General features: G+C 52.7%; 15 protein-coding genes. 1 reads left to right on the plus strand and 14 read right to left on the minus strand.

The genetic code is table 11. The annotated features are described in order from the left end of the window. Nucleotide 1 precedes the first annotated feature (1 nt). The 7 genes from KK083_RS14545 to KK083_RS14575 all read right to left on the minus strand — a co-directional run bounded on the left by KK083_RS14545 (nucleotide 2) and on the right by KK083_RS14575 (nucleotide 14,698). Nucleotides 2–9,304 carry an HYR domain-containing protein gene (locus KK083_RS14545; RefSeq protein ID WP_254163980.1) on the minus strand — a complete coding sequence of 3,101 codons (9,303 nt, stop codon included), beginning with the start codon at nucleotides 9,302–9,304 and terminating at the stop codon, nucleotides 2–4. Between the two features lie 500 nt (nucleotides 9,305–9,804). Then, nucleotides 9,805–10,791, minus strand: coding sequence for a hypothetical protein (locus KK083_RS14550; RefSeq protein ID WP_254163981.1), 987 nt, complete (start codon nucleotides 10,789–10,791; stop codon nucleotides 9,805–9,807). After that, on the minus strand, nucleotides 10,775–11,278 hold the full coding sequence (locus KK083_RS14555) for a heavy-metal-associated domain-containing protein (protein WP_254163982.1): 504 nt from the start codon (nucleotides 11,276–11,278) through the stop codon (nucleotides 10,775–10,777). The genes KK083_RS14550 and KK083_RS14555 overlap by 17 nt, the downstream gene beginning before the upstream one ends. A 201-nt stretch (nucleotides 11,279–11,479) precedes the next feature. Then, on the minus strand, nucleotides 11,480–12,262 hold the full coding sequence (locus KK083_RS14560) for a phytanoyl-CoA dioxygenase family protein (protein WP_254163983.1): 783 nt from the start codon (nucleotides 12,260–12,262) through the stop codon (nucleotides 11,480–11,482). 292 nt (nucleotides 12,263–12,554) lie between these two features. Beyond that, nucleotides 12,555–13,568, minus strand: a complete 1,014-nt coding sequence (locus tag KK083_RS14565) for a zinc-binding alcohol dehydrogenase family protein (protein WP_254163984.1) — start codon at nucleotides 13,566–13,568, stop codon at nucleotides 12,555–12,557. Between the two features lie 148 nt (nucleotides 13,569–13,716). After that, complete coding sequence (locus tag KK083_RS14570; protein WP_254163985.1) at nucleotides 13,717–14,358, minus strand: hypothetical protein; 642 nt, start codon at nucleotides 14,356–14,358, stop codon at nucleotides 13,717–13,719. Nucleotides 14,359–14,368: 10 nt separating this feature from the next. Next, the gene (locus tag KK083_RS14575) at nucleotides 14,369–14,698 is read right to left on the minus strand and encodes a hypothetical protein (protein ID WP_254163986.1); all 330 of its coding nucleotides are present in this window, start codon (nucleotides 14,696–14,698) and stop codon (nucleotides 14,369–14,371) included. A gap of 306 nt (nucleotides 14,699–15,004) precedes the next feature. On the opposite strand from KK083_RS14575, the gene KK083_RS14580 reads away from it, so the two are divergent. Beyond that, nucleotides 15,005–15,634, plus strand: a complete 630-nt coding sequence (locus KK083_RS14580) for an endonuclease III domain-containing protein (protein WP_254163987.1) — start codon at nucleotides 15,005–15,007, stop codon at nucleotides 15,632–15,634. A 134-nt stretch (nucleotides 15,635–15,768) separates the two neighbouring features. Here the strand turns inward: KK083_RS14580 and KK083_RS14585 are convergent, their stop codons facing one another. The 7 genes from KK083_RS14585 to KK083_RS14615 all read right to left on the minus strand — a co-directional run bounded on the left by KK083_RS14585 (nucleotide 15,769) and on the right by KK083_RS14615 (nucleotide 26,726). Then, nucleotides 15,769–16,812 (minus strand): YbhB/YbcL family Raf kinase inhibitor-like protein, encoded by a 1,044-nt coding sequence (locus KK083_RS14585; protein WP_254163988.1) that lies wholly within the window; start codon nucleotides 16,810–16,812, stop codon nucleotides 15,769–15,771. A gap of 174 nt (nucleotides 16,813–16,986) precedes the next feature. Continuing rightward, nucleotides 16,987–19,482 carry a sodium:solute symporter family protein gene (locus KK083_RS14590; protein ID WP_254163989.1) on the minus strand — a complete coding sequence of 832 codons (2,496 nt, stop codon included), beginning with the start codon at nucleotides 19,480–19,482 and terminating at the stop codon, nucleotides 16,987–16,989. Between the two features lie 110 nt (nucleotides 19,483–19,592). Then, a complete protein-coding gene (locus KK083_RS14595) occupies nucleotides 19,593–20,540 on the minus strand; it encodes a dihydrodipicolinate synthase family protein (protein WP_254163990.1) in 948 nt (315 codons plus the stop codon). Between the two features lie 268 nt (nucleotides 20,541–20,808). Next, nucleotides 20,809–22,494: a sialidase family protein gene (locus KK083_RS14600; RefSeq protein WP_254163991.1), complete on the minus strand. Its 1,686-nt coding sequence runs from the start codon at nucleotides 22,492–22,494 to the stop codon at nucleotides 20,809–20,811. Between the two features lie 38 nt (nucleotides 22,495–22,532). Beyond that, nucleotides 22,533–24,038, minus strand: coding sequence for a PKD domain-containing protein (locus KK083_RS14605; RefSeq protein ID WP_254163992.1), 1,506 nt, complete (start codon nucleotides 24,036–24,038; stop codon nucleotides 22,533–22,535). A 20-nt stretch (nucleotides 24,039–24,058) separates the two neighbouring features. After that, entirely contained in the window at nucleotides 24,059–25,249 is a 1,191-nt protein-coding gene (locus KK083_RS14610) for a sialidase family protein (protein WP_254163993.1), read from the minus strand. A 40-nt stretch (nucleotides 25,250–25,289) separates the two neighbouring features. Next, nucleotides 25,290–26,726, minus strand: coding sequence for a RagB/SusD family nutrient uptake outer membrane protein (locus KK083_RS14615; protein WP_254163994.1), 1,437 nt, complete (start codon nucleotides 26,724–26,726; stop codon nucleotides 25,290–25,292). Nucleotides 26,727–26,735 lie beyond the last annotated feature (9 nt).

Below are 26,735 nucleotides of genomic sequence, written 5' to 3' on the forward strand. Positions count from 1 at the left end.
ATCATCGTAACAATTCGATAAATCCGCGCTGCTCTACCACGGTGGCCCCCAGCTTCACGGAAATAGTATAGAAATATGTTCCGGTAGGAACAACACCACCGCCGGTATTGGTTCCGTTCCAGACCACATTCTCATTGTTGTAACCGGTAGCGCTGTAGACCACGCCTCCCCATCTGTCTACCACCACCACCTTATTGTTTTTAAACTTCTCAATATTCTTCAACACCCACTGATCGTTGATGCCATCACCATCCGGCGTGATCACTTTGGCGATATCAAACACGATGTCACTATACGCAACGGTCACTTTGAACACGCATCCGGCATAGGTGTTTCCGGCGCCATCAGTGGCCGTGTATTCAACCTCGGTTTCGCCCAGGTAAAATACATCGCCGGGGCGGTGAGACCCCTTGAGCGCTACAGCACCGCAGGGCGCAGCCGCTGTTGGCGGGATCCAGTCTACCGTGGCCTGCCCTGTCTCATCGGTGATGGCTGAAATATCTCCCGGGCAACCTGAGATCACCGGCGAGGTCTCATCTACAACGATCACCCTGAATGAGCAGGAAGAAGTTTTTCCGCTCTGATCGGTGGCCGTGTAGGTAACGGTTGTGGTCCCGATGGGAAACACATCGCCTGAATTGTGATCGGCGGTGAAGCTTGCCAACGTGCAGTTGTCGGTAACGGTGGGTGATGTCCATGTCACTGCAGTTTCACACGAGGTGCTGACGGTGGCGACAATATCCGCAGGACAGCCTGTGATCGCGGGTGCTGTGTCATCACCCACGGTAACGGTGAATGCACACGTAGCCGTATTGCCTGCGCCGTCCCTGGCCGTATAAGTGATGACGGTTGTGCCTATCGGGAATGAGTCACCCGAGCTGTGATCGCCGGTGATGTTTACAGTGCCTGTGCAGTTGTCGGTGGCCACGGGTGTTGGCCACGTCACGACCGCCTCACACGATGCAGTGGCCGACACCGTCAGGCTCGAAGGACACATCGTGAACACAGGAGCCGTAGCGTCCCTCACCGTAACGGTAAATGAACAGGTAGCAGTGTTGCCTGCGCCATCGGTAGCCGTATAAGTGACTGTTGTAGTGCCGATGGCAAATGCAGCGCCCGGATTACGGTTCCTGGTTATATTCACCGTGCCACAATTGTCTGTTACCGTGGGCTCCGTCCAGTTAACAATCGCCAGGCATGACGCTTCCGCAGATGCCGTGATGTTGGAAGGGCAATTGGCGAACACGGGAGCCACATTATCCACAACCGTGACCTTGAAGCTGCAGGTAGTGGTATTGCCCGCCGCATCCGTGGCAGTATAAGTCACCGTGGTTTCGCCGGGTGCGAATGTACCTCCCGGATTGTGGGTGCTCGTAATATTTACAGTTCCTGTGCAATTGTCTGTCGCCGTCGGGGCCGTCCACGTTACTGCTGTTTGACACGATGCATTGGCTGATACGGTCACGTCAGCAGGGCAACCTGCAAACACAGGAGCCACATCGTCTGCCACAATCACTTTGAAGCTGCACGTTGAAGTATTGCCCTGCGCATCCGCGGCAGTGTAAGTCACGGTGGTCTCTCCGGATGAGAAAGTGGCACCCGGGCTATGCGAGCTGGTGACGTTTACTGTTCCGGGGCAATTATCCGTTGCCGTCGGGGCGGTCCATGTCACCACCGCCTGGCAGGAGGCAACCGCTGATACCGTAATATCCGCAGGACAGCCAGCGAACACCGGAGCCGTATTGTCTGCAACCGTTACTTTGAAGCTGCAGGTTGAAGTATTGCCTTTTACATCCGTTGCTGTGTAGGTCACGGTAGTCTCGCCCAACGGGAACGTAGCGCCCGAAGTGTGGGTGCTGGTAACATTCACCGTTCCCGGGCAATTATCCGTTGCCGAAGGAGCCGCCCACGTTACAACGGCCTGGCAGGATGCACTTGCCGATACGGTGATATCTGCCGGGCAACCCGTGAACACCGGAGCAGTGTTATCGACCACAGTCACTTTGAAGCTGCAGGTGGAAGTATTTCCTTTCGCATCCGTCGCCGTGTACGTCACGGTAGTCTCTCCCGGCGGGAAGCTATCTCCCGAAGTGTGCGTGCTCGTGACATTCACTGTTGCCGGGCAATTATCTGTCGCAGTAGGCGCCGTCCATGTCACCACCGCCTGACACGATGCATCTGCTGATACGGTTATGTCTGTGGGATAGCCTGCAAACACCGGGGCAGTATTATCAACAACGGTCACTTTGAAGCTACACGTAGCAGTGTTGCCTTTCGCATCCGTTGCTGTGTAAGTTACCGTTGTCTCGCCCAATGAGAACGTAGCCCCGGAAGTGTGGGTGCTGGTGACATTCACAGTGCCCGCGCAATTATCCGTAGCCGTTGGAGCGGTCCACGTTGCTACCGCCTGACATGAGGCATCTGCTGAGACAGTTATATCTGCAGGACAACCTGAGAATACCGGGGCCGTATTGTCATTAACAGTCACTTTGAAGCTGCAGGTTGAAGTATTGCCCTTCGCATCCGTTGCCGTGTAGGTCACTGTTGTCTCCCCTAACGCAAACGTAGCTCCGGAAGTGTGAGTGCTCGTAACATTCACTGCTCCCGGGCAATTGTCCGCTGCCGTGGGGGCCGTCCACGTCACAACGGCCTGGCAAGACGCATCCGCCGATACGGTCATGTCTGCGGGGCAACCTGCGAACACGGGAGCGGTATCGTCTACTACCGTCACTTTGAAACTACAGGTGGAAGTATTGCCTTTGGTATCCGTCGCCGTGTAAATCACAGTTGTCTCGCCCAACGGGAACGTAGCGCCCGAAGTGTGGGCACTGGTAACATTCACCGTTCCCGGACAATTGTCTGTCACTGCCGGAGCCGTCCAAGTTACAACGGCCTGACATGAGGCATTCGCTGACACGGTCATGTCTGTGGGACAACCCGTAAATACCGGGGCAGTATTGTCTGCAACAGTCACTTTGAAACTGCAGGTGGAAGTATTGCCTTTTGCATCCGTCGCCGTGTAAGTCACGGTAGTCGCCCCTAACGGGAATGTAGCCCCTGAACTATGGGTACTGGTAACGTTGACCGTTCCGGGGCAATTATCGGTTGCCGTTGGAGCTGTCCACGTTACCACGGCCTGACACGAGGCATTCGCTGATACGGTCATGTCTGTGGGGCAGCCGGCAAACACCGGGGCTGTATTGTCTACAACGGTTACTTTAAAACTGCAGGTTGAGGTGTTGCCTTTGGCGTCCGTTGCTGTGTAGGTCACGGTTGTCTCGCCTAGTGAGAACGTAGCTCCGGAAGTGTGCGTGCTGGTGATGTTCACGGTTCCAGGACAATTGTCCGTTGCTGTCGGAGCGGTCCACGTTACTGCAGCCTGACACGAAGTGTTTGCTGAAACAGTGATATCAGCAGGGCAACCTGCGAACACCGGAACAGCGTTATCAACAACAGTTACTTTGAAGCTGCAGGTTGATGAATTCCCTTTGGCATCCGTTGCCGTGTAAGTCACTGTTGTTTCTCCCAGCGGGAAGGTATTTCCAGACGCATGGGTGCTGGTGACGTTCACAGTTCCAGGACAATTATCCGTTGCCGTCGGAGCCGACCACGTTACAACGGCCTGGCAAGACGCGTCAGCCGATACGGTCATGTCTGTGGGACAGCCTGTGAATACGGGAGCGGTATCATCCACAACTGTAACTTTAAAGCTGCAGGTAGAAGTATTGCCTTTCGCATCCATTGCCGTGTAAGTCACAATTGTTTCCCCTGGCGGAAAGGTATTTCCCGAAGTGTGCGTGCTTGTGACGTTCACCGTTCCGGGACAGTTATCCATTGCCGAAGGAGCCGTCCACGTTACCTCTGCCTGACATGAGGCATTCGCCGATACGGTCATATCGGTAGGGCAACCTGTAAACACAGGGGCGGTATTATCGACAACAGTCACTTTAAAGCTGCAGGTTGCTGAATTTCCCTTGGCATCCGTTGCCGTGTAAGTCACGGTGGTCTCACCTAACGGGAATGTATTTCCAGAATTATGAGTGCTGGTGACATTCACAGTTCCCGGACAGTTATCCGTTGCTGTCGGAGCCGTCCACGTTACTGCAGCCTGACACGAAGTGTTTGCTGAAATAGTGATATCAGCAGGGCAACCTGCGAACACCGGAGCTGTATCGTCTACAACTTTTACCTTAAAGCTGCAGGTGGAAGTATTGCCTTTCGCATCCGTTGCTGTGTAGGTCACTGTTGTTTCACCCAGCGGGAATGTGGCGCCGGGACTGTGAGAACTGGTAACGTTCACCGTTCCGGGACAATTATCGGTTGCTGTTGGAGCCGTCCACGTAACCACCGCCTGGCACGAGGCATTCGCCGATACGGTCATATCCGCAAGACAACCTGCGAACACAGGAGCAGTATTGTCTACAACTTTTACTTCGAAGCTACACGTAGCAGTGTTCCCTTTCGCATCCGTCGCCGTGTAAGTTACCGTAGTCTCCCCTAACGGGAATGTGGCGCCGGGACTGTGAGAACTGGTAACGTTCACCGTTCCGGGGCAATTATCGGTTGCTGTTGGAGCTGTCCACGTCACCACCGCCTGACACGAAGCATTCGCCGACACGGTCATGTCTGTGGGGCAGCCAGAGAATACCGGAGCAGTATTATCAACAACAGTTACTTTAAAACTACAAGTAGCGGTGTTTCCTTTTGCATCCGTTGCTGTGTAGGTCACCGTAGTCTCCCCTAACGCGAATGTATTTCCGGAACTATGCGTGCTCGTGACGTTCACCGTTCCGGGACAATTATCGGTTGCCATCGGAGGAGTCCATGTCACCACCGCCTGGCACGAGGCATTCGCCGATACGGTCAGATCCGTGGGGCAACCTGCGAACACAGGAGCTGTATTATCAACAACAGTTACTTTGAAACTACAGGTAGACGTATTGCCTTTCGCATCTGTTGCTGTGTAAGTCACCGTAGTCTCCCCTAACGCGAATGTATTTCCGGAACTATGCGTGCTCGTGACGTTCACCGTTCCAGGACAATTATCCGTTGCTGTCGGAGCGGTCCACGTTACCACCGCCTGACACGAGGCATCCGCCGATACAGTCATATCGGTAGGGCAACCACTCAACACCGGAGCGGTATTGTCAACAACCGTTACTTTGAAGCTGCACGTCGATGTATTGCCTTTCGCATCCACAGCCGTGTAAGTCACCGTAGTCTCCCCTAATGCGAAAGTATTTCCCGAAGTGTGGGTACTGCCCACATTCACTGTGCCCGGGCAATTATCCGTCGCCGTCGGAGCGGTCCACGTTACCACCGCCTGACACGAGGCATTCGCTGAGACGGTAACATCCGTAGGACAGCCGGCGAATACCGGAGCGGTATTATCCACAACTGTCACTTTGAAACTACACGTGGCGGTATTCCCTTTTGCATCCGTCGCTGTGTAGGTCACGGTCGTCTCACCCAATGCGAAAGTATTTCCTGAGGCATGGCTACTGATGACGTTCACCGTTCCGGGACAGTTATCGGTTGCTGTCGGAGCCGTCCACGTCACCACGGCCTGACACAAGGCATTTGCCGATACGGTCATGTCTGTGGGGCAACCCGCAAACACCGGGGCAGTATTATCAACAACGGTCACTTTGAAACTACACGTAGCGATGTTCCCTTTCGCATCCGTCGCTGTGTACGTCACGGTCGTCTCGCCTAACGCGAAAGTATTTCCGGAAGTATGGGTACTGGTAACATTCACCGTTCCGGGACAGTTATCTGTCGCTGTCGGAGGAGTCCATGTCACCACCGCCTGGCACGAAGCATCCGCTGATACGGTCATATCCGTGGGGCAACCTGCGAACACCGGAGCCGTATCATCCACAACCGTTACTTTGAAGCTGCACGTCGATGTATTGCCTTTCGCATCCACAGCCGTGTAAGTCACCGTAGCCTCGCCCAACGCAAACGTGTCTCCTGAGTTATGCGTGCTGGTGATGTTGACCGTTCCAGGGCAGTTATCCGTTGCAGTTGGAGCCGTCCATGTCACTACCGCCTGACACGAGGCATTCGCCGATACAGTCATATCGGTAAGGCAGCCACTCAACACCGGAGCGGTGTTATCGACAACTGTTACCTTAAAGCTGCACGTCGACGTATTGCCTTTCGCATCCGCAGCAGTGTAAGTCACCGTAGTCTCGCCCAGCGCGAACGTTGCTCCGGGACTGTGCGTGCTCGTAACATTCACCGTTCCCGGGCAATTATCTGTTGCCATCGGAGCCGTCCACATCACCACCGCCTGACACGAGGCATTCGCCGATACAGTCATATCGGTAGGACAACCGGCAAACACTGGAGCAGTGTTATCTACAACCGTTACCTTAAAGCTGCAGGTCGACGTATTACCTTTTACATCCACGGCAGTGTAAGTCACCGTAGTCTCGCCTGACGGGAATGTAGCTCCGGAAGCATGCGTGCTGGTGACGTTCACAGTTCCGGGACAGTTATCCGTTGCAGTCGGCGCTGTCCACGTCACCACCGCCTGACACCCGGCATCCGCTGACACCGTCATATCGGCAGGGCAGCCACTCAACACCGGAGCGGTATTGTCAACAACCGTTACTTTGAAGCTGCACGTCGATGTATTGCCTTTCGCATCCACAGCAGTGTAAATCACCATAGTTTCACCCAGCGCGAACGTTGCTCCGGAACTGTGCGTGCTCGTAACATTCACCGTTCCGGGACAGTTATCCGTTGCAGTCGGCGCTGTCCACGTCACCACCGCCTGGCACGCGGCATCTGCCGATACTGTCATGTCTGTGGGGCAACCTGAAAACACAGGAGCCGTATCATCCACAACCGTTACTTTGAAGCTGCACGTAGCACTATTGCCTTTTACATCGGTAGCGGTATACGTAACCGTGGTCTCGCCAAGCGCGAAGGTATTTCCCGAAGTATGCGTGCTGGTAATGTTCACCGTTCCAGGGCAGTTGTCACTTGCTGTCGGAGCCGTCCATGTTACCACCGCCTGACACGAGGCATCCGCTGACACAGTGATATCGGTGGGACAACCCGCGAATACCGGAGCCGTATCATCCACAACGGTTACTTTGAAGCTACAGGTGGATGTATTGCCTTTCGCATCCACGGCAGTGTAAGTCACGGTTGTCTCACCCAACGGGAATGTGTTCCCGGAGTTATGCGTGGTGGTAACGTTCACCGTTCCCGGGCAATGATCTGTTGCCGTCGGAGCCGTCCAAGTCACCATTGCCTGACACGAGGCATCCGCTGAGACGGTCATATCAGTGGGACAACCTGCGAATACCGGAGCCGTATCATCCACAACCGTTACTTTGAAGCTGCACGTGGCATTATTGCCTTTCACATCGGTAGCTGTGTACGTCACTGTGGTCTCCCCCAGCGCGAACGTTGCTCCGGAACTATGACTGCTGGTGATGTTTACTGTGCCAGGACAATTATCTGTTGCCGTAGGTGCCGTCCAAGTTACCACGGCCTGACACGAGGCATCCGCTGACACCGTGATATCGGTAGGGCAACCTGCGAACACGGGAACCGTATTGTCAACAACGGTTACCTTGAAGCTGCACGTAGAACTATTGCCTTTAACATCAGTAGCCGTGTAAGTCACCGTGGTCTCGCCCAGCGGAAATGTATTTCCCGAAGTATGCGTGCTGGTGATATTCACGGTTCCCGGGCAATTGTCTGTAGCCGTCGGAGATGTCCACGTCACCACTGCCTGACAAGAGGCATCTGCTGAAACGGTCAGATCCGTGGGACAACCTGCGAACACCGGAGCCGTATTGTCGACAACCGTTACTTTGAAGCTGCACGTAGCACTATTGCCTTTAACATCTGTTGCCGTGTAAGTCACCGTAGTCTCGCCCAACGGAAATGTATTTCCCGAAGTGTGCGTGCTGGTAATGTTCACCGTTCCAGGGCAATTGTCCGTCGCAGTCGGAGCCGTCCATGTTACCATTGCCTGGCACGAAGCATCCGCTGACACGGTCAGATCGGTAGGGCAACCCGCAAACACCGGAGCCGTGTTATCGACAACCGTTACCTTGAAGCTGCACGTAGAACTATTGCCTTTAACATCTGTTGCCGTGTAGGTCACCGTAGTCTCCCCCAGCGAAAATGTATTCCCCGAAGTATGCGTGCTCGTAATGTTTACTGTGCCAGGACAATTGTCTGTTGCAGTAGGTGCTGTCCATGTTACCACCGCCTGACACGAGGCATTCGCCGATACAGTGATATCTGTAGGACAACCTGCGAACACCGGAGCGGTATTATCAACAACAGTGACTTTGAAACTGCAGGTCGAGCTATTGCCTTTGAAATCCGTTGCCGTGTAAGTCACCGTGGTCTGGCCCAGCGGAAAGGTGTTTCCCGAAGTATGTGTACTGGTGATGTTCACTGTTCCCGGGCAATTGTCTGTAGCCGTCGGGGCCGTCCATGTTGCCACCGCCTGGCATGAGGCATCCGCTGACACGGTTATATCCGTGGGACAACCCGCGAATACCGGAGCAGTATTATCCACTACTGTTACTTTGAAACTGCAGGTCGAGCTATTGCCTTTGAGATCTGTAGCCGTGTACGTGACCGTGGTTTGCCCCAAAGGAAAGGTGGCGCCGGGGCTGTGGGTGCTGGTGATGTTCACGGCGCCGGGACAAACGTCTGTAGCGGTGGGCGGCGTCCACGTTACAACGGCCTGGCACGACGCATTCGCCGAAGCGGTCATGTCTGTCGGGCAGCCTGAGAACACCGGTGGTGTGTTATCGTTCACCACCACATTGAAGGTACAGGTGGCGGTATTGCCGTAATTGTCAATAGCAGTGTAAGTAACCGGCGTGGTACCAACGCCAAAAGCACTGCCGGGAGCATGCGTGCTCGCAAAGCTGGCAACGCCGCAATTATCAGAGACCGTGGGCGCTGTCCAGGTAACATTGACCGGGCATGTTCCTGCAGCCGTAACGTTGATGTTGCCGGGACAGTTGGAGATCACAGGCAACGTGGTTTCCATTACCTGGCAACAGAGCTGTTTTCCGCTCATGCTCACACCGCCGAGTATCTTAAAATTTCCAAAGACACTTCCTGCATACATGGGCGCGCTGCAGGTCGTGTTCACCACCTGGTTATCGAGCAAGGTTGCGTTTAACGTTACGCTCCCACCCACAAAAGGCTGGCCCGCCCCGGCAGAGCTCTGAATTTCGAAGGTAGTGCCGGATAATAAAGTTGCCGAATATATCACACCGCCACCATCCGATGCGGTGATCAATACGCTTAGCAATCCCGTGTACTGTACAGTAAGTTTGGTAAGCCCTCCCGTGCAGGGGCCGCAATCGTTTACAGGAGGACAGCTGCAGCTCTGACCAAAGGCTGGTAACTGGCTTATTATCAATAATAAACCACAGAGGATAGAACTCCTCCTATCCAAGAAGCAGGTGATTTTCCTTCTCATTAAAATCCGACCAACGTAGTCGGGCTACGTTCTATGGGCTCCAAAATCAGCTGACAAAGGCAGCAAAAATACGGGTAAATGGGTTGTGTGTAGTTTTAAAAGTTAAGCTTTTTACCAAAAACTAACAAGCTAAACTCCTGTTAAGAATACAACCTTGCAATTATGGGCCAAACAGCCTGTTTAGGTCATTTTTGGCCTTGACTGAAGGTAATTTTCGCGATTTGGGAAGGCGTGATCCAGCGGAAAATTTACTGGTTTTTTATAAGTGGTAAACCGGTAAAAGTACGAGGGACGAAGTACGATAGCTCGATCTCTATTTATCGTACCTCTTATTTCGTACCTCGTACCTGATAAAAATACCGTTGGATGCCGATCGTCCACAGGGGCGTAAAGTGCACATAGGAGTATCCGATCAGCTCAAATCCATAGCAGAACTCAATACGGGTATTCGAGTTAATGATGCGCTGAATTCCGGGATATATTTCCATGTAGCTACCCTTTTTCAAGGCAGAGGTCCTGGCGGTGATCTCGGTACCGTTCTGGACTACGGTTGCCGCGTCATAGGTTTTGCCGATCAGCTCGATGTACAGGTTCCAGTTCACCTGCTCATAACCTTCATACTTTTTAGGATAGAGGCGATACCCGAATGAAAGATTGTATTTGATGGCGTTGCCATACTGAATTTTTGTTGGCAGGTCGGGGCCACCGGTGATATCGCGCTGCATTTCTGAATAGGACCCCGGCTTGATAAAACCGGTTGTGAGGGATGCGGCAAACCTGTTTTTGAGCCAGGTGGAAATAATGCCAAAGCCATAACCACCGGTATCATCCATGAGGTTGGGCTCGGCCTCATCATGGGCAACGCCAACATTCGACCAGTCCGCATACGCCGCCATCCGGAAGTGTTTGTTCTTATCATCTCTTGTGATGAAGCGATACTTGGCAAAAAGATAGATGCCGTTGAACTGGTAAGGATAATGAACGCCACGTTTGATCGCCGCCGTGTAATAGTTCGTTTGGTTACCGACATGCGTGTGGTTGATCAGGTCTTTCGGCAGCTTGCGGTCATGGTGGTTTGATATCGAAGCCGTGGCCATGAGCGATAACTTCGGTGTGGCGCCATACATCACCCGCAAGGCATGAAGCGATCTTGTGGTGCTGTATTCTTTATAGTTCTGTGAAAACACGCGGAGTCCCCAAACACCTTTGGGAACGGAGCTCGCAGGCTCATTAAGAATGTACAATTCCTGACCATGGGCCTGAACGGAAAATACAAGTGCCAACAGCAGTAAGATGACGCTAGCCTTGCACGACATGAAGAATCTTTTGGTCACCACCTTTCAATGCAACGAACTTCTTTATGAGCTCAGCCCGCTCTTTCTTCGGCAGAAAATTTTCATCGACGAGTTTGAGTGCAACAGGTCCCTCCACCTTGTTCTGAAAATCGAGCCATTGGTAAGATTGTCCCTGAAAAATGAACGATCCATCATCCTTCAGGGGAATATCATCAAAGCTCAGTTGCAGTTTCAGGAAACGTACAGAGAAGCCGGCATTGACAACGGCTTTGGCCAGGGCATTAAGATCGACCGGAACTCCTTCCTTAAAAAAAATCCTGCCTTCGGTGGTCTCGAGATCCATCTTCACGCTTTCAACAAAGTCAAGTCTCTTCAGGCTCATCTCAACGCTGCGGGTACACATGGAGCAGGTTAGTCCGTTCACACCAACATCCACCCATTTCAGGCCGGCGAAGAGCGGAACCGAACTGGCAATGAAACATAATAATATCAAAAATCTCTTCAGCATAATTTCTCTGCATCACCAACGACACACATAGGTGTCTCAGTATCAAATGTAAAGATTTTAATGGCAGCCCCGCTGGAAAGCGTTACTTCTACATCCCCATTTTTTGTCCGGACAAACGCGAAAAATACCCGGTTTTATTTGAGCGGTATGCCTGAATTTATAAAAAAGAAGCGGACCAACAGCGGCCCGCTTCCCATGCCCTCAAAGATCCAGCGCTATGCGGATGCTTTGCTCCAGGGGTGTGTAGACACCGTCGGCGCGTTCAAGGTCAAGCGGTTCTTTTAACTGCAGCGGTGGTTGTGCCAGGAACCTTGGTGTTTTGCCACGGTGAGGTTGCGCAGCGTGAACGATAAATGGGTGACAGAGATAAACTGTACCAGCTTCGCCGGTTGCCAGCACCTCGTCACGGTGCGGAAGGTCTGTAAGCTTCGCGGCAAGCTCCATGAAGGAAAGCCCATCATCCCCCCACCTGGACAATACGCGGGCCACATCGAGGTGGGACCCCACGCTGATCCTGGTGGGCGCATCTGCCTCCTCCACATCGGAAAAAAGGAACAACATCAGCAATGCTCTTCCCCGCGACCTCACATTGATACGCCAGTCAAAAAAATTTCCAGGATCGGTCCCGGGAAAACCTGAATCGACATGCCAACCTGTGTCGCCTGGATCGTCAGGTGATGGAAAACGAACGGGGAAGGTGCCCATGCTCATACAAGGGATCCACCGTGTTTTGCCCACAAGCTGATTGAATGCAGCGTGCAGCCTCTCCGTATTGGCTGCCTGCACAAAAGGTTGCTGCGAATACATGCCGAGACGGATCACGGGTTTTGTCCAGGTACCGGGATCGCAGGGATCTGCAGGAAGATCTTTCCAGAGAATTTCCCTTGCCTGTGATGCCAGGGTGCTATCGAATGCGCCGTTGAGACGTACAAAACCATCTGTAATAAATTGTTCGATCTGTTGATTATTTAAAATGCCTTCCATGAGTCAATATGTTGAAAGTAAAAAAATGTAATGCCTGAACTGCGTTGGCAGCATCTCACATCCTACTCGTGTTGAGCTACGGAAGTAACTTCCGTATCGAGACCAGGCTTCGATTTGGTTTTTATAAAGAATGGCCGGAAGAAACTTCCGCCCATGATGGCCCATAGAGGGTCATCTTTTGGAAGGCGGTTATCGGATCAAAGTCATCACCATATTGCAAAGCTAGCAGTTTTTCCCTGACATGAAAATCCGCCATTCTAACATGCGGAGGAACCAGGTTGACTGTCGACTCTCAAACCTCCACCATCGCTTTGATCACCCCTGTTTTGGGATCGAGCCATTTTTCAAATTCGTCTTTCACCTGGCCGAAGGTGACACGATGCGTGATGTAGGTTTTCGGGTCTACCTTTCCTGCTTTCATAGATTGCGTTACATGCTCAAAATCTTCACGGGTGGCATTGCGGCTGCTCATGAGGGTGCCTTCGCGTTTGTGAAACTCGGGATGGCTGAAAATTATTTCGCCCCGCTGCAGGCCCACCAGCACGTAGCGCGCGCCGTGAGCCATGTATTGAAATGCATTGTTGATAGCGTTGAGGCTGCCGGTAGCATCGATCACCACGGTGGGCATGTCGCCAGACGTGATGGCCTTCAGCTGCTCAGTAACATCACCCGTGCGGCCGTTGATGGTATGGGCAACCTTCAGGCGGTCTTTGCAGAAAGCGAGCCGCATGTCATTGATGTCGAGGGCGATCACTTTTCCACCGGCGATGCGCGCAAATTCCATCACCCCCAGTCCAATGGGGCCCGCTCCCACCACCAGCACAAATTCTCCGGGCCTTACGCCTGCCCGCTTCACACCATGAGCACCGATAGCCAGTGGCTCAACAAGGGCGAGCTCGTCGAACGTTAATCCGTTGCTGTGCACGAGCAGGTGCGATGGAACAGACAGGTATTCTGCCATACCACCATCCACATGCACGCCACATACCTGGAGGCTTGCACAGCAGTTGGTCTTGCCCGCGCGACAGGCCACACAGGTACCGCAGTGAAAGTATGGGATAAAGGTGACGGCCTCCCCTTTACTAAAACCGTTAGCGCCATCCGCCTCCACGAGCTCGCCGGCCAGCTCATGACCGAGGATCCGCGGATAGCTGAAAAAGGGCTGTGTGCCCTCGAAGGCATGAAGGTCTGTGCCACAGATACCGATGCGCCTGATCCGGATGATGGCGTTCCCTTTCGATAGCACGGGCATTTCCCTATCACTGTATTCAAATTTCCCCGGATTGAGGCATACCAAACTTTTCATGAGATGACGTGTATTACTTGTTTTGTTAAGAGCGAATATAGCACCGGATTTCCTTTATATTAAGTGTAAATTTTACGGTTATAGAATTATTTAAGTTCCGGAAGGCGGAGCTGGTAAATAAATACACGGAAAGAAATCCTTTTAAAACTCAGACAGCCCGGTAAGAAGTTCGCGGTGCCACCCACAGGCCTGCGGCAAAGGCCAGGTTGCAAATAGCGTTGATGATGGAGTGAACATTGTACATCATCAGCAGGTCGTCTTTGTCAGGCGCCTTGTATTTGGAAAAAGCAAAGACGATGAAACACGACGAAAAGTAAAAGAGGATAGCGCCGTTGATGAAACAAAGCCCACCCTCCATCCGCGACTTATCGATGGACACCTCATAAAAAACGTAGCTGCACAACCCGCCAAAATAGATACACTCGATGGCCCGGGGCAGGCTGTTGAATTCCTTGATGTTGTTGCCAACGCTTGAATACACCAGCGATATGGCGGCGATGGCGATGGTGGCGATCCAGATGATCCGTTTTTCTACAGGCTCCTTCAGCTGGTGAATGAAGAACATGCTCAGCAGGATGATCTCGGCCAGCGCATAGAAGTGCATGCCAATGAGGTTGTTGGTACCAAAATACGGAAGGCTGAACATCAGCAGCTCTGTTAAAAAGCCGATACCTGCCAGTATCGCTACAAGCTTGTAATGCAACGCAAGCGTGTTGAAACGAATAAATCCCACCAAACAGGGGATGAGAATGGTTGCTGCCAGCAGGATCGCGATCTGATAACCGAACATCACACGGGGTTTAAGGACAATACGGAGGACACGGCAATGAAGCATCTGCGCCGTCTGAATCATCGGGATCGAAAGTGGAGATCACCTTTTCCGCCACTGTTCTGATGATCTTACCGGTAGCGTCGCAGGCGAAGAACACAGGGTGCATATTGCCGTCGTCGTCGATACCGTACTGGATGCGCAGGCCAACAGCACCCGGCTTCCGCAGCAGCTTGAGAAGAATGTCCGCGCCAACGAAGCTGCTCTGCGTTACGATGCTTGTTTTCTTCCAGTTCTCTGTTAGCTGTCTCTCCCTGGCTTTGCTGATGATCTTGCCTACCTGTTTATTGAAATCGCTCATTGATTTTTTGCGCTAAAGGTATTCCCTTTGTCTGAAAAGTAAATTTAACTGCTGGTATAAAAATACTAACAACCCATGGTAGAAATGTACCACTTTCTGAGGCTGCACGATATTGGTGACGGGCTAAAAATTGGTGTTGGACCATGTAATGGGGAGTCCACAGTCCACGGTCGACGGTCCACGGCATACGGTATCCTATTCTTGGGTCGCGTCTGTGGACTGTGGACGGGTTGCGTGACTTTCAACTTCCTCCTTTTTTTCTCATTTTAGAGTCATAAACGACTACGCATCTTAACAATACCAACAATGGCCGTTAACTGGCAAAAAGAGATCCAACCCCTGATTAAAAAATACAAGGGCAAGAAGCATCCCCTGGACTACAACAACGCCTATGAGCTTATGGTCATGGTTGTGTTGTCTGCCCAGGATTCAGACCGGAACATCAACAAGATCGCTCCTGAACTTTTCGCGGCATTTCCCGACATGAAAGCGCTTTCAAAGGCAGACGCAGACTCCCTGTATCCTTTTGTATCGAAAGTGAGGAACTTCCGGAATAAGGTCAAGTGGCTGCTGGAGATCGCCACCACGGTAAAACAGGACAAAAATATCCCAACAACACTCGAAGAGCTGACCGCACTTCCCGGCATCGGCAGAAAATCAGCCAACGTTATTATGCGCGAGCTCGGGCTACCAGCGGAGGGCATCATTGTTGACCTTCACGTTGTGCGTGTTGCACCACGCCTGGGTTTAGCAACCGGCACCGACCCAAAGAAAATTGAAAAACAAATGATGGAGGTGCTGGACCAAAAAGACTGGGGCGAAGCCGGCATGGCGATCTCATTCCTGGGCAGGGAAACCTGCAGGCCCAGCAACCCGAAACATGCGGAATGTGTGATGAATAAGGTTTGCGCGTATTATAAGGAGCTGCAGAAATGAAAGGTCCACAGTCCACGGTCGACAGTCCACAGCCAACCCTTTGAGGGCTTTTCAAGAGCAGTGCTTACTAAATTTTATTCACCACATGCATAACCCTCAAAGGGTTGTTCCCTCGTGGTCTGTGGACAGTGGACTCACTTTAGCACATCGCGGAGATAGTCTGTAGCCAATGGCAATTGTGTTCCAAAAAAATGAGCCTTCCAGCCAGGCGCAAACCTGTTGATCAAAACGAACACGAGTAACCCACGCTCCTGCGACCACGCAGGCATTTGTTCTATCATCCATGAAAGAAGCTCACGCTCGTTGGGCTCGCTGGGCTTGGGAACATTTTTAAGCATGACCCGGAACTGTGCCCACATAGCTGAGCCTTCAAGAGAAAGGAAAATTTCATCCGCTCGTCCTAATCCCTCATTCTCACCGGTAAAAAATTCACGCTTGCGGGTCTCCGTCAATTGAAGCGCCTGCGCGATCTCAGCTTTACAACTGTCGTCGTTCGTGGCAAACACAGCCTTCCACAAATGGGCAACTTCTTCAGTGTAAAGTTTAGTGAACCGCTCGTTCTTTGAGAACTCGTTTTCGACGGTATTGTCATCGAGGCTTTCCCGGTTGCCGGCCTTGCTTATCTCCAGGAGCTGTGGAAGCACAAAAGGCAGCTGGCGTGTATGAGTCAGCTCATGAATATTGACGCCCAAAAATAAAAAATCCAGGTAAGACCATTGATCAGGGGTTCGCAGCTTGTGGAACAACGATGGCAGTGGAGCAACAAAGTAAGCTTTTTTATTGGCAGCATGCGGCATAGCACTTGCCGGTAAGGAAGCCAACGGAATAGGTTCCATGTCCGGCACCCAGACATTTTTTTTGTGACCAATCCTGATCAGTTGATAATTCTTTCCGGCAAAGTCAATATGATGATTGGTTCTCTCAAAAGGTGGAAGCGCGCTTTCGTCAGCGTTCACATGCCAGGCCGTGGTACTGTCATAAAAAATGATCCACGGCAGTGCCTTTGTTTCAATGTTCAGCTCATCCCGGCACGCATACGTCCAGTTGTCCACCACCTTCTGCATCCAAAGAACCTCCTCCGTCCCGGATTTAGCCAGGTGATTTTCACGTACGGTATGCTGGGCCGTAACGACCTGCGCGGTCGCAAGTAGGAAAACGAACAAGGCGGCACGTAACATAGGTGATCGAGTATATCCTAAGATACAACATAATCACCAGGAAGTCCAGAGAAAGGTACGAGGTACGATTTACGGAGTACGGAGGTACCGATAGCTATCGGAACAACGACCGGTTTTCATAGGGTCGCGGCCGTGGACCGTGGTCTGTGGACCGTGGTCTGTGGACCGTAGACTCTACCCAGCCTTTGTCATTTCAGACCGCCCCGGAAAAATTCTGCTAAACACCCACCCAAAGATCACACAGCCGAAGATGCCGATGCCGGGATAGAGGAAAAAGTGGATCCAGTTGCCGGCCTGCACAAAGTACAGGATGATGACGCTGAGAAAGAACCCGATCAGGATGCCAATGCTGTTGATGGACTTCACAAAGATGCCGCCGATGAACATTCCCGCCAGGCAACCGCCGAACATGCCCATGAGCTTCAGGTATTGATCCCAGATGGAGCTGTTCTTCAGGAACACGAGCCATACGGCGATGAGTATACCCAGCGCGCCGAGTGCCAGGGTGGTCCAGCGTGCAAAACGGAAACGCTGGATGTCTGTACTCTGCGGCCTGAAGTGTTTATAAAAATCTGTTGTGGCAACGGTGGCGATGGAGTTCATGCTCGAGCTGATGGTAGACATGGTGGCGGCAAACAACCCTGCGATCACGAGGCCGGAGAGACCGGCGGGCAACTGACGGGAAATGTACCACGGAAAAATGTTATCGGTACGTCCGTGCGGATCGAGCAACGCGGGGTTGTGCCTGAAGTAAACCCACAGCGCGGTGCCAACGGCAAAGAAGATCAGCGTGGCTGGCACTACCAGCAGCGCGTTGGTATAGACAGAACGTTTTGCCTCCTGAAGGGTAGGTGTGGTCAGGTAACGCTGCACCACCACCTGGTCTGACGTATACACCGTGAGTTGTGTGAGGAAGTTGCCGATGATCACTACCCACAGCACAGGTTCCGTAATGGACCAGCCCCAGTTGGCCATGGTGAGCTTATCACTGGCAGCAGCCTCGGAGAAGATCACGTCCATGCCGCCCACAGAATCGGAGATGAAGTAAAAACAAAGGAACGCGCCGCCCAGCAGTACCGTTACCTGCATCACCTCTGTCCAGATCACGGCTTCAATGCCACCGGAGATGGTGTAGGCTGTGGTGATGATGGTGATGAGCACAATGCAGGTGATCAGGTTCACGCCGGTAACGGTGCTCAGCACGAGGGCGGGAATGTAGATGACAATACCCAGACGCCCTGCCTGAAACAGCAGGAACGTGAGGCTGCCCACCAGTTTTACGTTCTTGTTGAAACGGATCGCCAGGTACTCGTACACGCTTGTGATGTTGATCTTTCTGAAATAAGGCAGGAAGAACAGCACTACCACGGGCACCACGGCTACGATCATAAAATTGGAAAAGATATAAACCCAGTCGGTGGCATACGTCTTCGCAGGGATGGCGATAAACGTGAGCGCGCTGAGCTTCGACCCAAAAATGCTCAGGCCCGCTGCCCACCACGGGATCTTCTGACCGCCCAGGAAAAAATCGCCGGTGGAGTGATTCATGCGCGACGACACATACACGCTGATGCCGATCACCACCAGGAAATAAATGCCCACCACCGTCCAGTCCAAAGCTTTGAAGGTACCGCTGGGCGACTGGGGTGTTGCGCTCAGCACGTGCGTTGTCCGTACACCGGGCTTCGCCTCGCCGCCGGGCAGCACAACACTGCCATTCCACACCACCAGCGGCGTAGTAACGGGTGCTTTCACTTTTTCGTCAATGCTTTCGGGTACCTGCCCCATCACTGACCATGTACCGGTGATGGTGTGATAAGCCAGGATGTCGCGCCGAAAACCTGGATGATCGCCTTTGAGCTCCATCACACGCGATGCCAGCTGCCCGTCGTCGCCACCGAAGATCAGCAGGTGCGACTGGCCCGAAGTGAGCGCAGGTGAAGGTGCTGCCACAACAGGGTGCGGCAGATCCGTGACGGCCTCCCATCCACCACCCGGCGGATGAAAGCGGTATGCATCCTTCAGGTACCTGCGTTGTGCTTTTTCAGTTGTCTTGTCAAAATACAATTCCACGCCGCTGAACACGTAGAGATAACCATCCTGAACACCGGCTACTGCCAGCATCCGTGCAGGGCCGGGCAATGGGTCGAGCTCCTGCCACTTCGCATTTTTTCCCATGCTCAGGTCCAGGCTCCAGACAATGTTCTGAGAAGCGGTATCAGCGGGGTTTGCCAGTCCTCCTATAACATAGAGTGTATTGTTCAGGATCGCGCCCGTGGTGTTGGCCAATGGATGGGGCAATGATGGCAGCGTATCGGTGACGAGTTTGCCATTGCTCCACTGCCAGGTCCACACATCGGTATAGTGCCTGTCTCCATCTGCGCCGCCTGCGCACACCACGCGATCATTCCAGGTCACTGATATACCGTAACCCATCCGACGCGAAAGCTTCCCGGCCTCGCGCCACTGACCGGCAGGATCGTCAAGCACAAACACCTGATCGTACCAGGTCTTTTTCGTATTACCCCAGGGGCCGATGCCATCAGGAAAATTAGCACCACCACCTACGAGTAAAACTCCCTGCGAAACCCCGGCATAGGAACCGGCAAAACCCACACTATCAGGAATGGAAGGGTATTGCTTCCAGACAAAAAAATCATTCTGAGCCATACTTAAAACCGGAAGGAGTAATAATAAAAAGAAGAGACAGAACGATCCCAGCTGAGCCGGAACCGTTGTATCCATTGTACCTGGTCTATCATTCAAGTGTACAGACATTGTTACAGCGCTACTTTTTGTTTGTCATTGACAGCATGCGGGAGGGTCTCAAGTTTTTTGAAGAATCCGAGATCGTCGAGCTGTTTGATCAGCGATTGCTCGTCTTCTTTGGTGAGGTTGCTCAACGGCAGGCGGCAAGGTCCGAGGTCAATACCCAGTCGTTTCACAATGGCCTTCTGCGCGGGAATGGGCGGAAACTTCAGCAGGATCTTCACCATCTCCACAAGGTAGAACATTTTACTGCGTGCGTCTTCCATGTCACCTTTTTCAAAGCTCTTCATCACCTGCAGGTACAACGGTGCAGCAAACGTGTAGGTGCTTCCGATCGCTCCCTTCGCTCCAACGGTGAGCGCCGGCAGCAGCATCTCATCAAACCCAAAGAGGATATCGTACTTGCCTTGCGCATAGTTCAGGCACAGCTGATATTCCCAGATGGTAGCGGCCGTATACTTGATACCCTTGAGGTTCGGAATACTTTTCTCACCAAGCTTCAGCACTTCCGTCATGTCCATGTTCATGCCGGTGAGGTGAGGTATGTTGTAATAATAAAACGGGAGCTGAGGCGCAGCACTGGCGATCTCTGCCAGCGCGTCAACAAGATTCTTAACGGATCCCGGCTTGAAGTAAAATGCCGCTACCGATGAGATGGCATCGGCGCCGATCTCCGCAGCGTGTGCCGCCAGCTTCTGCGACTCGCGGATGCTGGTATGCCCTACGTGAACATATACCTTGATGCGCGAGCCCACCGCATCCTTAAAGGCCTTGGCCACCTCCATCCTTTCTTCCATCATCATATTGGGTCCCTCACCATTGCTGCCGCACACGAATATGCCTTTCAACCCATCCGCGATCATTTTTTCAACATACGCAGGGATGGTCTCTAGACGCAATTCGCCTTTCGCATCAAAAGGTGTGAAGGGAGCTGCCATTAAGCCTGTAAAATGATTCATATTATGTAATTAAAAATGTAGTTAGTTTTCTGTTTATACTATACTGTTTTCTTTTCACGGGATCCTTCGCTCGCGCAAAGCCCCCACACAAACACCGCTCAGGATGACGGATTGGCGAAGCCCGGGAAGATCCTTCGCTCGCGCAAAGCCACACACAAACCTCACTCAGGATACCGGTTACCTGCGGACAACATCTCACTAAACCCGTGGGACGCCCTTCTGACTCCTGGCTCCTGACTTCCGGCTTCTCCTCCTTACTCCTTACTCCTTACTCCTTACTCCTTACCCTAGCACCCAAAATCTCCTCTATGGGTAACCGCTGAAACACCATATCAGCCTGACTACTTTCATAGAGGATACCAATCGTCCGCTCATCCACGGAAGTGAGGCACGAATATCCTCTGCTCTTCAACTCGTCCAGCAACACCTGATATTGTTGAGGCCACGTTTTGCCATCATCGAGACTTGCTTTGATGGTCATGTGATCGCGTGCTGTTTTCGAGTCAGGATTAGAGAACACGAGCACACTTTTTTTACCCTTGCCGGGGATGTCGTGCCGGTGTATCGAGCCCATACACGTAGGCTCACGCAAGGCGCTGAAAGAAGTGGGGTGGCGGGTCCATGTTTCACCCAGATCGTAGGTCACGGCAACGGCACGGCCATTGGTAGCAGACGTATCGGTCCGGTTCCGGTTGGCGCGCATGTTGAGCATGATGGCGCCATCGCTCAGCTCAACGGCCATGTTCTCGGTTGTGCTTTCGGCGGAAGCGCGGTTGCTGGTCTTCCATGTTTTGCCCCCGTCTTTGCTGTAGGTAATATTGGAGAACGAGCCACCATTCTCATCGCGGCCCTGTGTCGGGAATACCAATGTTCCATCGCGCAATGTGATGCCATGGCCTGGTGCGGGAGCCCACAACCACCACGATTCTTTTTTACACATTTTGGTGAGGTTCACAGGTTCGCTCCAGGTTTTGCCATCGTCCGTGCTCTTTACCAGCAGGAACTGCGAGGTCTGCTTCACGTCGAATCCTGGCTGCGAGCCTTTGTTGCGCCACTGGTGGTTCCAGTCCTTGCTCTCGTCATTGAGCCCTTCTATCCATTTTCCGTCTTCGTTGATCACGCCATACATCCACAAACCAGCGATGTAGATGGTGCCTGAATTCCGGTCAACAAGAATGCAGGCATCCGACACACCGTTGAATTTTTCTCCGAGGCCACCCCACTGTTTCATGTCGATAGCGATGCGCATCGGCTCCCAGGTGTTGCCACCATCGGTGCTGCGGCTTACGCCAATATCGATGTTACCCTGAAGGTCACGTGCGCTTTCGCGGCGCACATCGTAAATGGCCAGCAACGTACCCTTGTTGGTGGTGGTGAGCCCCGGGATGCGGTAAGTATGCACACCGTCGTCGTTGTGCTTCCGCACGGCCACGCCAATTCGCTGTCTGAAGTTGCTCTTCTTTTTGAAAACGATCTCACTTCCCGACCGAAGCGAGATCTTCCGGCATGATGCGGCCACAAAGTTCTGAAGCCCCGCGTTGTCGCTCAGCTCGTACGAAAGCCAGAAAAAGTTGTCGCCAGGCTGAAGCTGATGCTCAAGCGGGAAAACGATCTTCTTTTCAGCTTTGTCCAATTCAGCGAGGGGCGCGGTGTCCGGAGACTTGTCCAGCCACTTCTCATCACCGTCGCTGCCAGCGTAGAAGAGGCGCACCTTTTTAATGTCTTTGAGCTGTGTGGTACCTTCGGCACTGAACTCCAGTGCTGTCAATGGGTCAGAAGACCCATTGACATTAACCCTAACCTGGAACACCGGGTTGTTCTTCTTATACTTCAATACCGGTACCTGAAGTTGCCGTTCGGTGACCGTTATTTTTTTTTCTACCGGCCTGAAGCTGATGAAAGCGAAGAGGCCAGCGAGAAGCACAAGCAGAACAAAACCACGTTTCATATTCATACCGATCTTTTATCCGGTGAAACCATCATTTAAATTTATCAAAGATTGAACAAAGCGGTGATCTCTGCCGGTGTCAATGCTTTTTTGTAGACGATCAGGTCGTCGATGAGGCCACTGTACTGGTTGCTGTAACCTGTAGTGGTTTCCTGCATGCCTACTTTGAAGTTACCTTCGTTGGAAACCACCTTCAAGCCGTTTGTGGAAGCCCTTGTTCCGGCCTGCACACCATCGATGAATATCGTGGTATTCAAACCATCGCGAACACACACCACATGGTGCCATACACCATCATGGATCTTGGCGCTTGCTGCAGTAAGGTTCAGCGTTGATCCGCCGGCTACATCTTCCGTTGCAAACGCTGTGAGGTTGGTTGCTGTGCCCAGGATCCGCATCCAGGTCTGGTTATCGCCAGTGCCCTTGCCACCACTCTCCTGCCACACCATCGCCCTGACGGCAACGCTCGTTTTCACCCAGCACGATACACTGTAATTGCCACTTCCAAAATTGAATGCATCGTGGTTTGGAACAAAAAATCCGCCTGTAGCATTGAACACCGCTGCGTTACTGGCTACCGACTTCCTGTCCATATCCGTGAATGCGATGGTGCCTACTGTTGTGGTCGTCACCTTTGACGGCCCTGCGTCGTTGATGCTGCCGTGGAAAGGGAAGAATGCCGTAAGGTCTCCACCGGGCACCACCAGCACGTAGCTCTCCTTCTCGATGGTAGAAGACCTGATCGGGTTGTAGGCCACCAGCTTTACTTTATAACGTCCCGGCGTGTTGTAGGTAATGGACGGATTCTGTGCTGTTGAAGAAGACGGCGTGCCACCATCGAAGGTCCACGTCCATGACTCCGCGCGGCCTATCGATTCATCCGTAAAGCTAACGGAACCACCTGTATACGTCGCCGCAAGATCGCTTCTGAACCCGGCCACTACGGCATTGGGATCGATCACTGTGATATAATTTTCCTTCGTCTTCTCCCCTGAATACTCGGGATTGGACGCCTTGAGCTTAACAGTATACGTGCCCAATTCTGTAAAGGTCATGGATGGATTCTGATTCGAAGAGGTCAGCACCGTTCCGGCTGCCGACTTAAACTCCCACTGCCATGTTTTAGGTATTCCCGTACTCTTATCCGTAAATACCACAGGCTCTCCCTGTTTCACAACGGTATTCTCAACACTGAAGTCAGCGGTGATCTCGTTATATCCTACCGTAATGTACGACTCTTTCGTCTGAACAGAAGTGCCGCTCTTGTTGGCGAGCTCCAGTGTCACTGCATAGGTTCCGGGAACAGTGTACACTACAGTCGGCCCTGAAAGACCCGACGTCGATGGCTCTGCACCTTCGAATGTCCATTTCCACGATGAAGCCTGACCGAGGGATATATCGGTAAAGGTCACGCTCTGACCCGCACGGATCGACTCGGCTGATGCTTCAAAATCGGCTTTCAACGGTTTTTCATCTTCATCGTCGCATGACATGAGACACACCGCCGCGATCCAGAAAAGGGAGAGAAGTGTTGGTTTGATATTTTTCATAACACAGTTATTCTAATTTCTTACATAAAATCTGAAATGTTCACTATTCGGTAAGCGATGCCATCCCAATACTTGCTGGTGCCGGCCTCATACAGGATACCGACCTGGGTATTGGACAACATCACGATGTCTGAGTAACCGGAAAGCCCGGTATACACGCTGTACTGTTTCGTCCACGACGCGCCGTCATCCTGGCTCATTTTGATGGTCATGTTCGTGCGTGTAGTAGCCGCAGCGTTGGAGAAGAACAGGGTGTGCTTGTTGTCGATGATGGCCGACAGCAGGCTTGCCTGGCAGACCGGATCCACAAGTCCGTAGGCCGTAGCCACAGGCGCCCAGGTGATGCCGGCATCCGTGCTCCGCGATACCAGGCGCAGGTTATTGTTTCCACTGACGCGCATGTTCAGCATGAGCTTTCCGTCAGAGAGCTCCGCCACGGTGCTTTCGTTGGGATTGAGGCTATGCTGCGGTGTAACGCCGCCGAGCTTCCAGGTCACGCCTGCATCGTCGGAGTAGATCACGTGTGAGTAACCTCTTCCGCCGGCCGACTTCAGCTCGATATTGTCGCAGGGAATCACAAGCCGTCCTGCATGTGCGCCCTTCGTAAGCTGGATGCCATGGCAAGGGCCCGTAGCATACCAGCCCCAGGTGGCCAGCTTCACCGAGGATGTGATCTCCTTCGGGGTCGCCCAGGTAACACCATCGTCTTCGGAGCCCGTATAAAATACGCGGCGGGTATCGGTGCTCGTTCCGGCGTTGATCGTTCCGATATCGTCGGCACCGAAGTTCCAGGTCATGAGCAGGTGGATCTTGCCGGTGGCCTGATCGACAACCGGTGCAGGATTGCCGCAGGTGTTTTTGCCATCGCTCCAGACCACGCTCAGCTTGCTCCACGTTTTGCCGTCGTCAGAAGAACGTTTTACCACCAGGTCGATGTCGTCTTCGTCCGAGCAGTTGGTCTTGCGTCCTTCGGCAAAAGCCAGCAACGTTCCTGCCCTGGTCTTGATAATGGCCGGGATACGGAAACAGCTATATCCTTCCGAGTTCACGGCATAGATGTGCGTGAACGCTGTATTGGATGGAGGCTCTTCTGTTTCATCCGGGTCAGGCTTGGGATTTACGGGATCATCATCTCCGCCACAGGAAAGCAGGAAGATGACCGCCGGCAGCAGTAATAAATTTCTGTACAACGTAGCAGCTATTCTTTTCATACGCACTTTTCGGTTAACAGCGTCCGGTTCTTTTCTGAGGTTATTGCTGATAACCCGTTGTTTGTTCAAGGTTACCGTTGATGGCGATCTGGGTTTTCGGGATCGGGAAGAACAGCGGGATGTTCTTTCCGTTCAGGTTAGGCACCTCGTTGTAAGCGTTGATGGTGCCGCCATAGTGGAACCTCACCAGGTCGGGCCAGCGTTTCAGCTCGAACCACAGCTCCCTGAAACGTTCATCCAGGATCGCCTTCTCTACAGACTGTTTGTCCGTTGCGCCTGTATAGTTGCCGGTGCCTGCCCTGACCCGCACTTTGTCAAGCTCCGTCACGGCTTCGGTAGGGCGGTTCAGCGCTGCAAGGGCTTCGGCACGGAACAGGATCAGCTCCGCCGCTCGGTAGATCACAATGTCGTCTTCCCAGTAACGGTCATCTGTATAAACCGTCCCCCTGAACTTGTTGTCGAAGACGCCGATCACATTGTTGCTGGCATCCACGGCTGTGATCATGGAAGCTGCTTTCCGCACATCGTTGGCGGCAAACATGCCCAGCGCTTTCGGGCTCGGAGAATACACGCTCCGGGCACCGTTCTTGGAATACGGCACGGAAGCTTTGTTGCTCGCATTGTTCACGAAGATATCCCGGGCTTTCAACCGGCTGCCATACTGGTCAGACTTCTCGTTGCGGAGGAAATAAAGGGAGAAAATAATCTCGGCATTTTTCTTCTTGTCAGTGGCATGGATCTCGGCAAAGTTCTGCAGGAGCGAAACACCCGATGCCAACGCCTGGTCTACAGCCGCGATGACTGCCTGCAGGTCCTCATTCGAACCTTGCAGCACTTTGTACTTCCACAACAGCGCATCTGCCTTGAGGCTCAGCGCTGTGGGCACCGAAGCCTGGTTCTTATTCACAAATCCTGATTCAGGGAAGGATGCAAGCGATTGCTCGATATCGTTAAGGATCAGGTTCATCACTTCTGTTGCAGGCGCACGCGACGGTAGTTTTCGGTCACCGCTTTCGGTAGGTTCCAGCACGATCGGCACATCACCCCAGATGCGCACCATGAGGAAGTATGTGTAAGCCCGCAGGAAGTAAGCCTGCGCGATAGACCTCCTGATCTTCTCGCTGTTGCCGATGCCCGGCGCGTATTTGATCACGAGGTTGCAATGGTGCACGATGTAGTAGAAGTCCTGCCAGTCAGGCGCATTCGATTCAGTCAAATTCTGCGCCCAGGCTACGGATACAGATCCTTCGAGCCCTGCAACGAAGGCGTCACCACGGTCTTCGAGGAAGTACGTTTGATTCATGAGGTTCCGGAATACGAAGTAGATACCCGTGACGTATCCTGTCACATCGCCCTCTCCCTTCCAATAGCTGGCGTTCGTGATGTCTGACACCGGCGCGATCTCAAGCGTGTCTTTGCACCCGAAGGGCAGCATCAGACAACCGATGAGCGTACATATTGTTATGACCTTCTTCATGTGTTGTTC

The organism is Chryseosolibacter histidinae (assembly GCF_018598225.1).
Lineage (GTDB): Bacteria > Bacteroidota > Bacteroidia > Cytophagales > Cyclobacteriaceae > Chryseosolibacter > Chryseosolibacter histidini.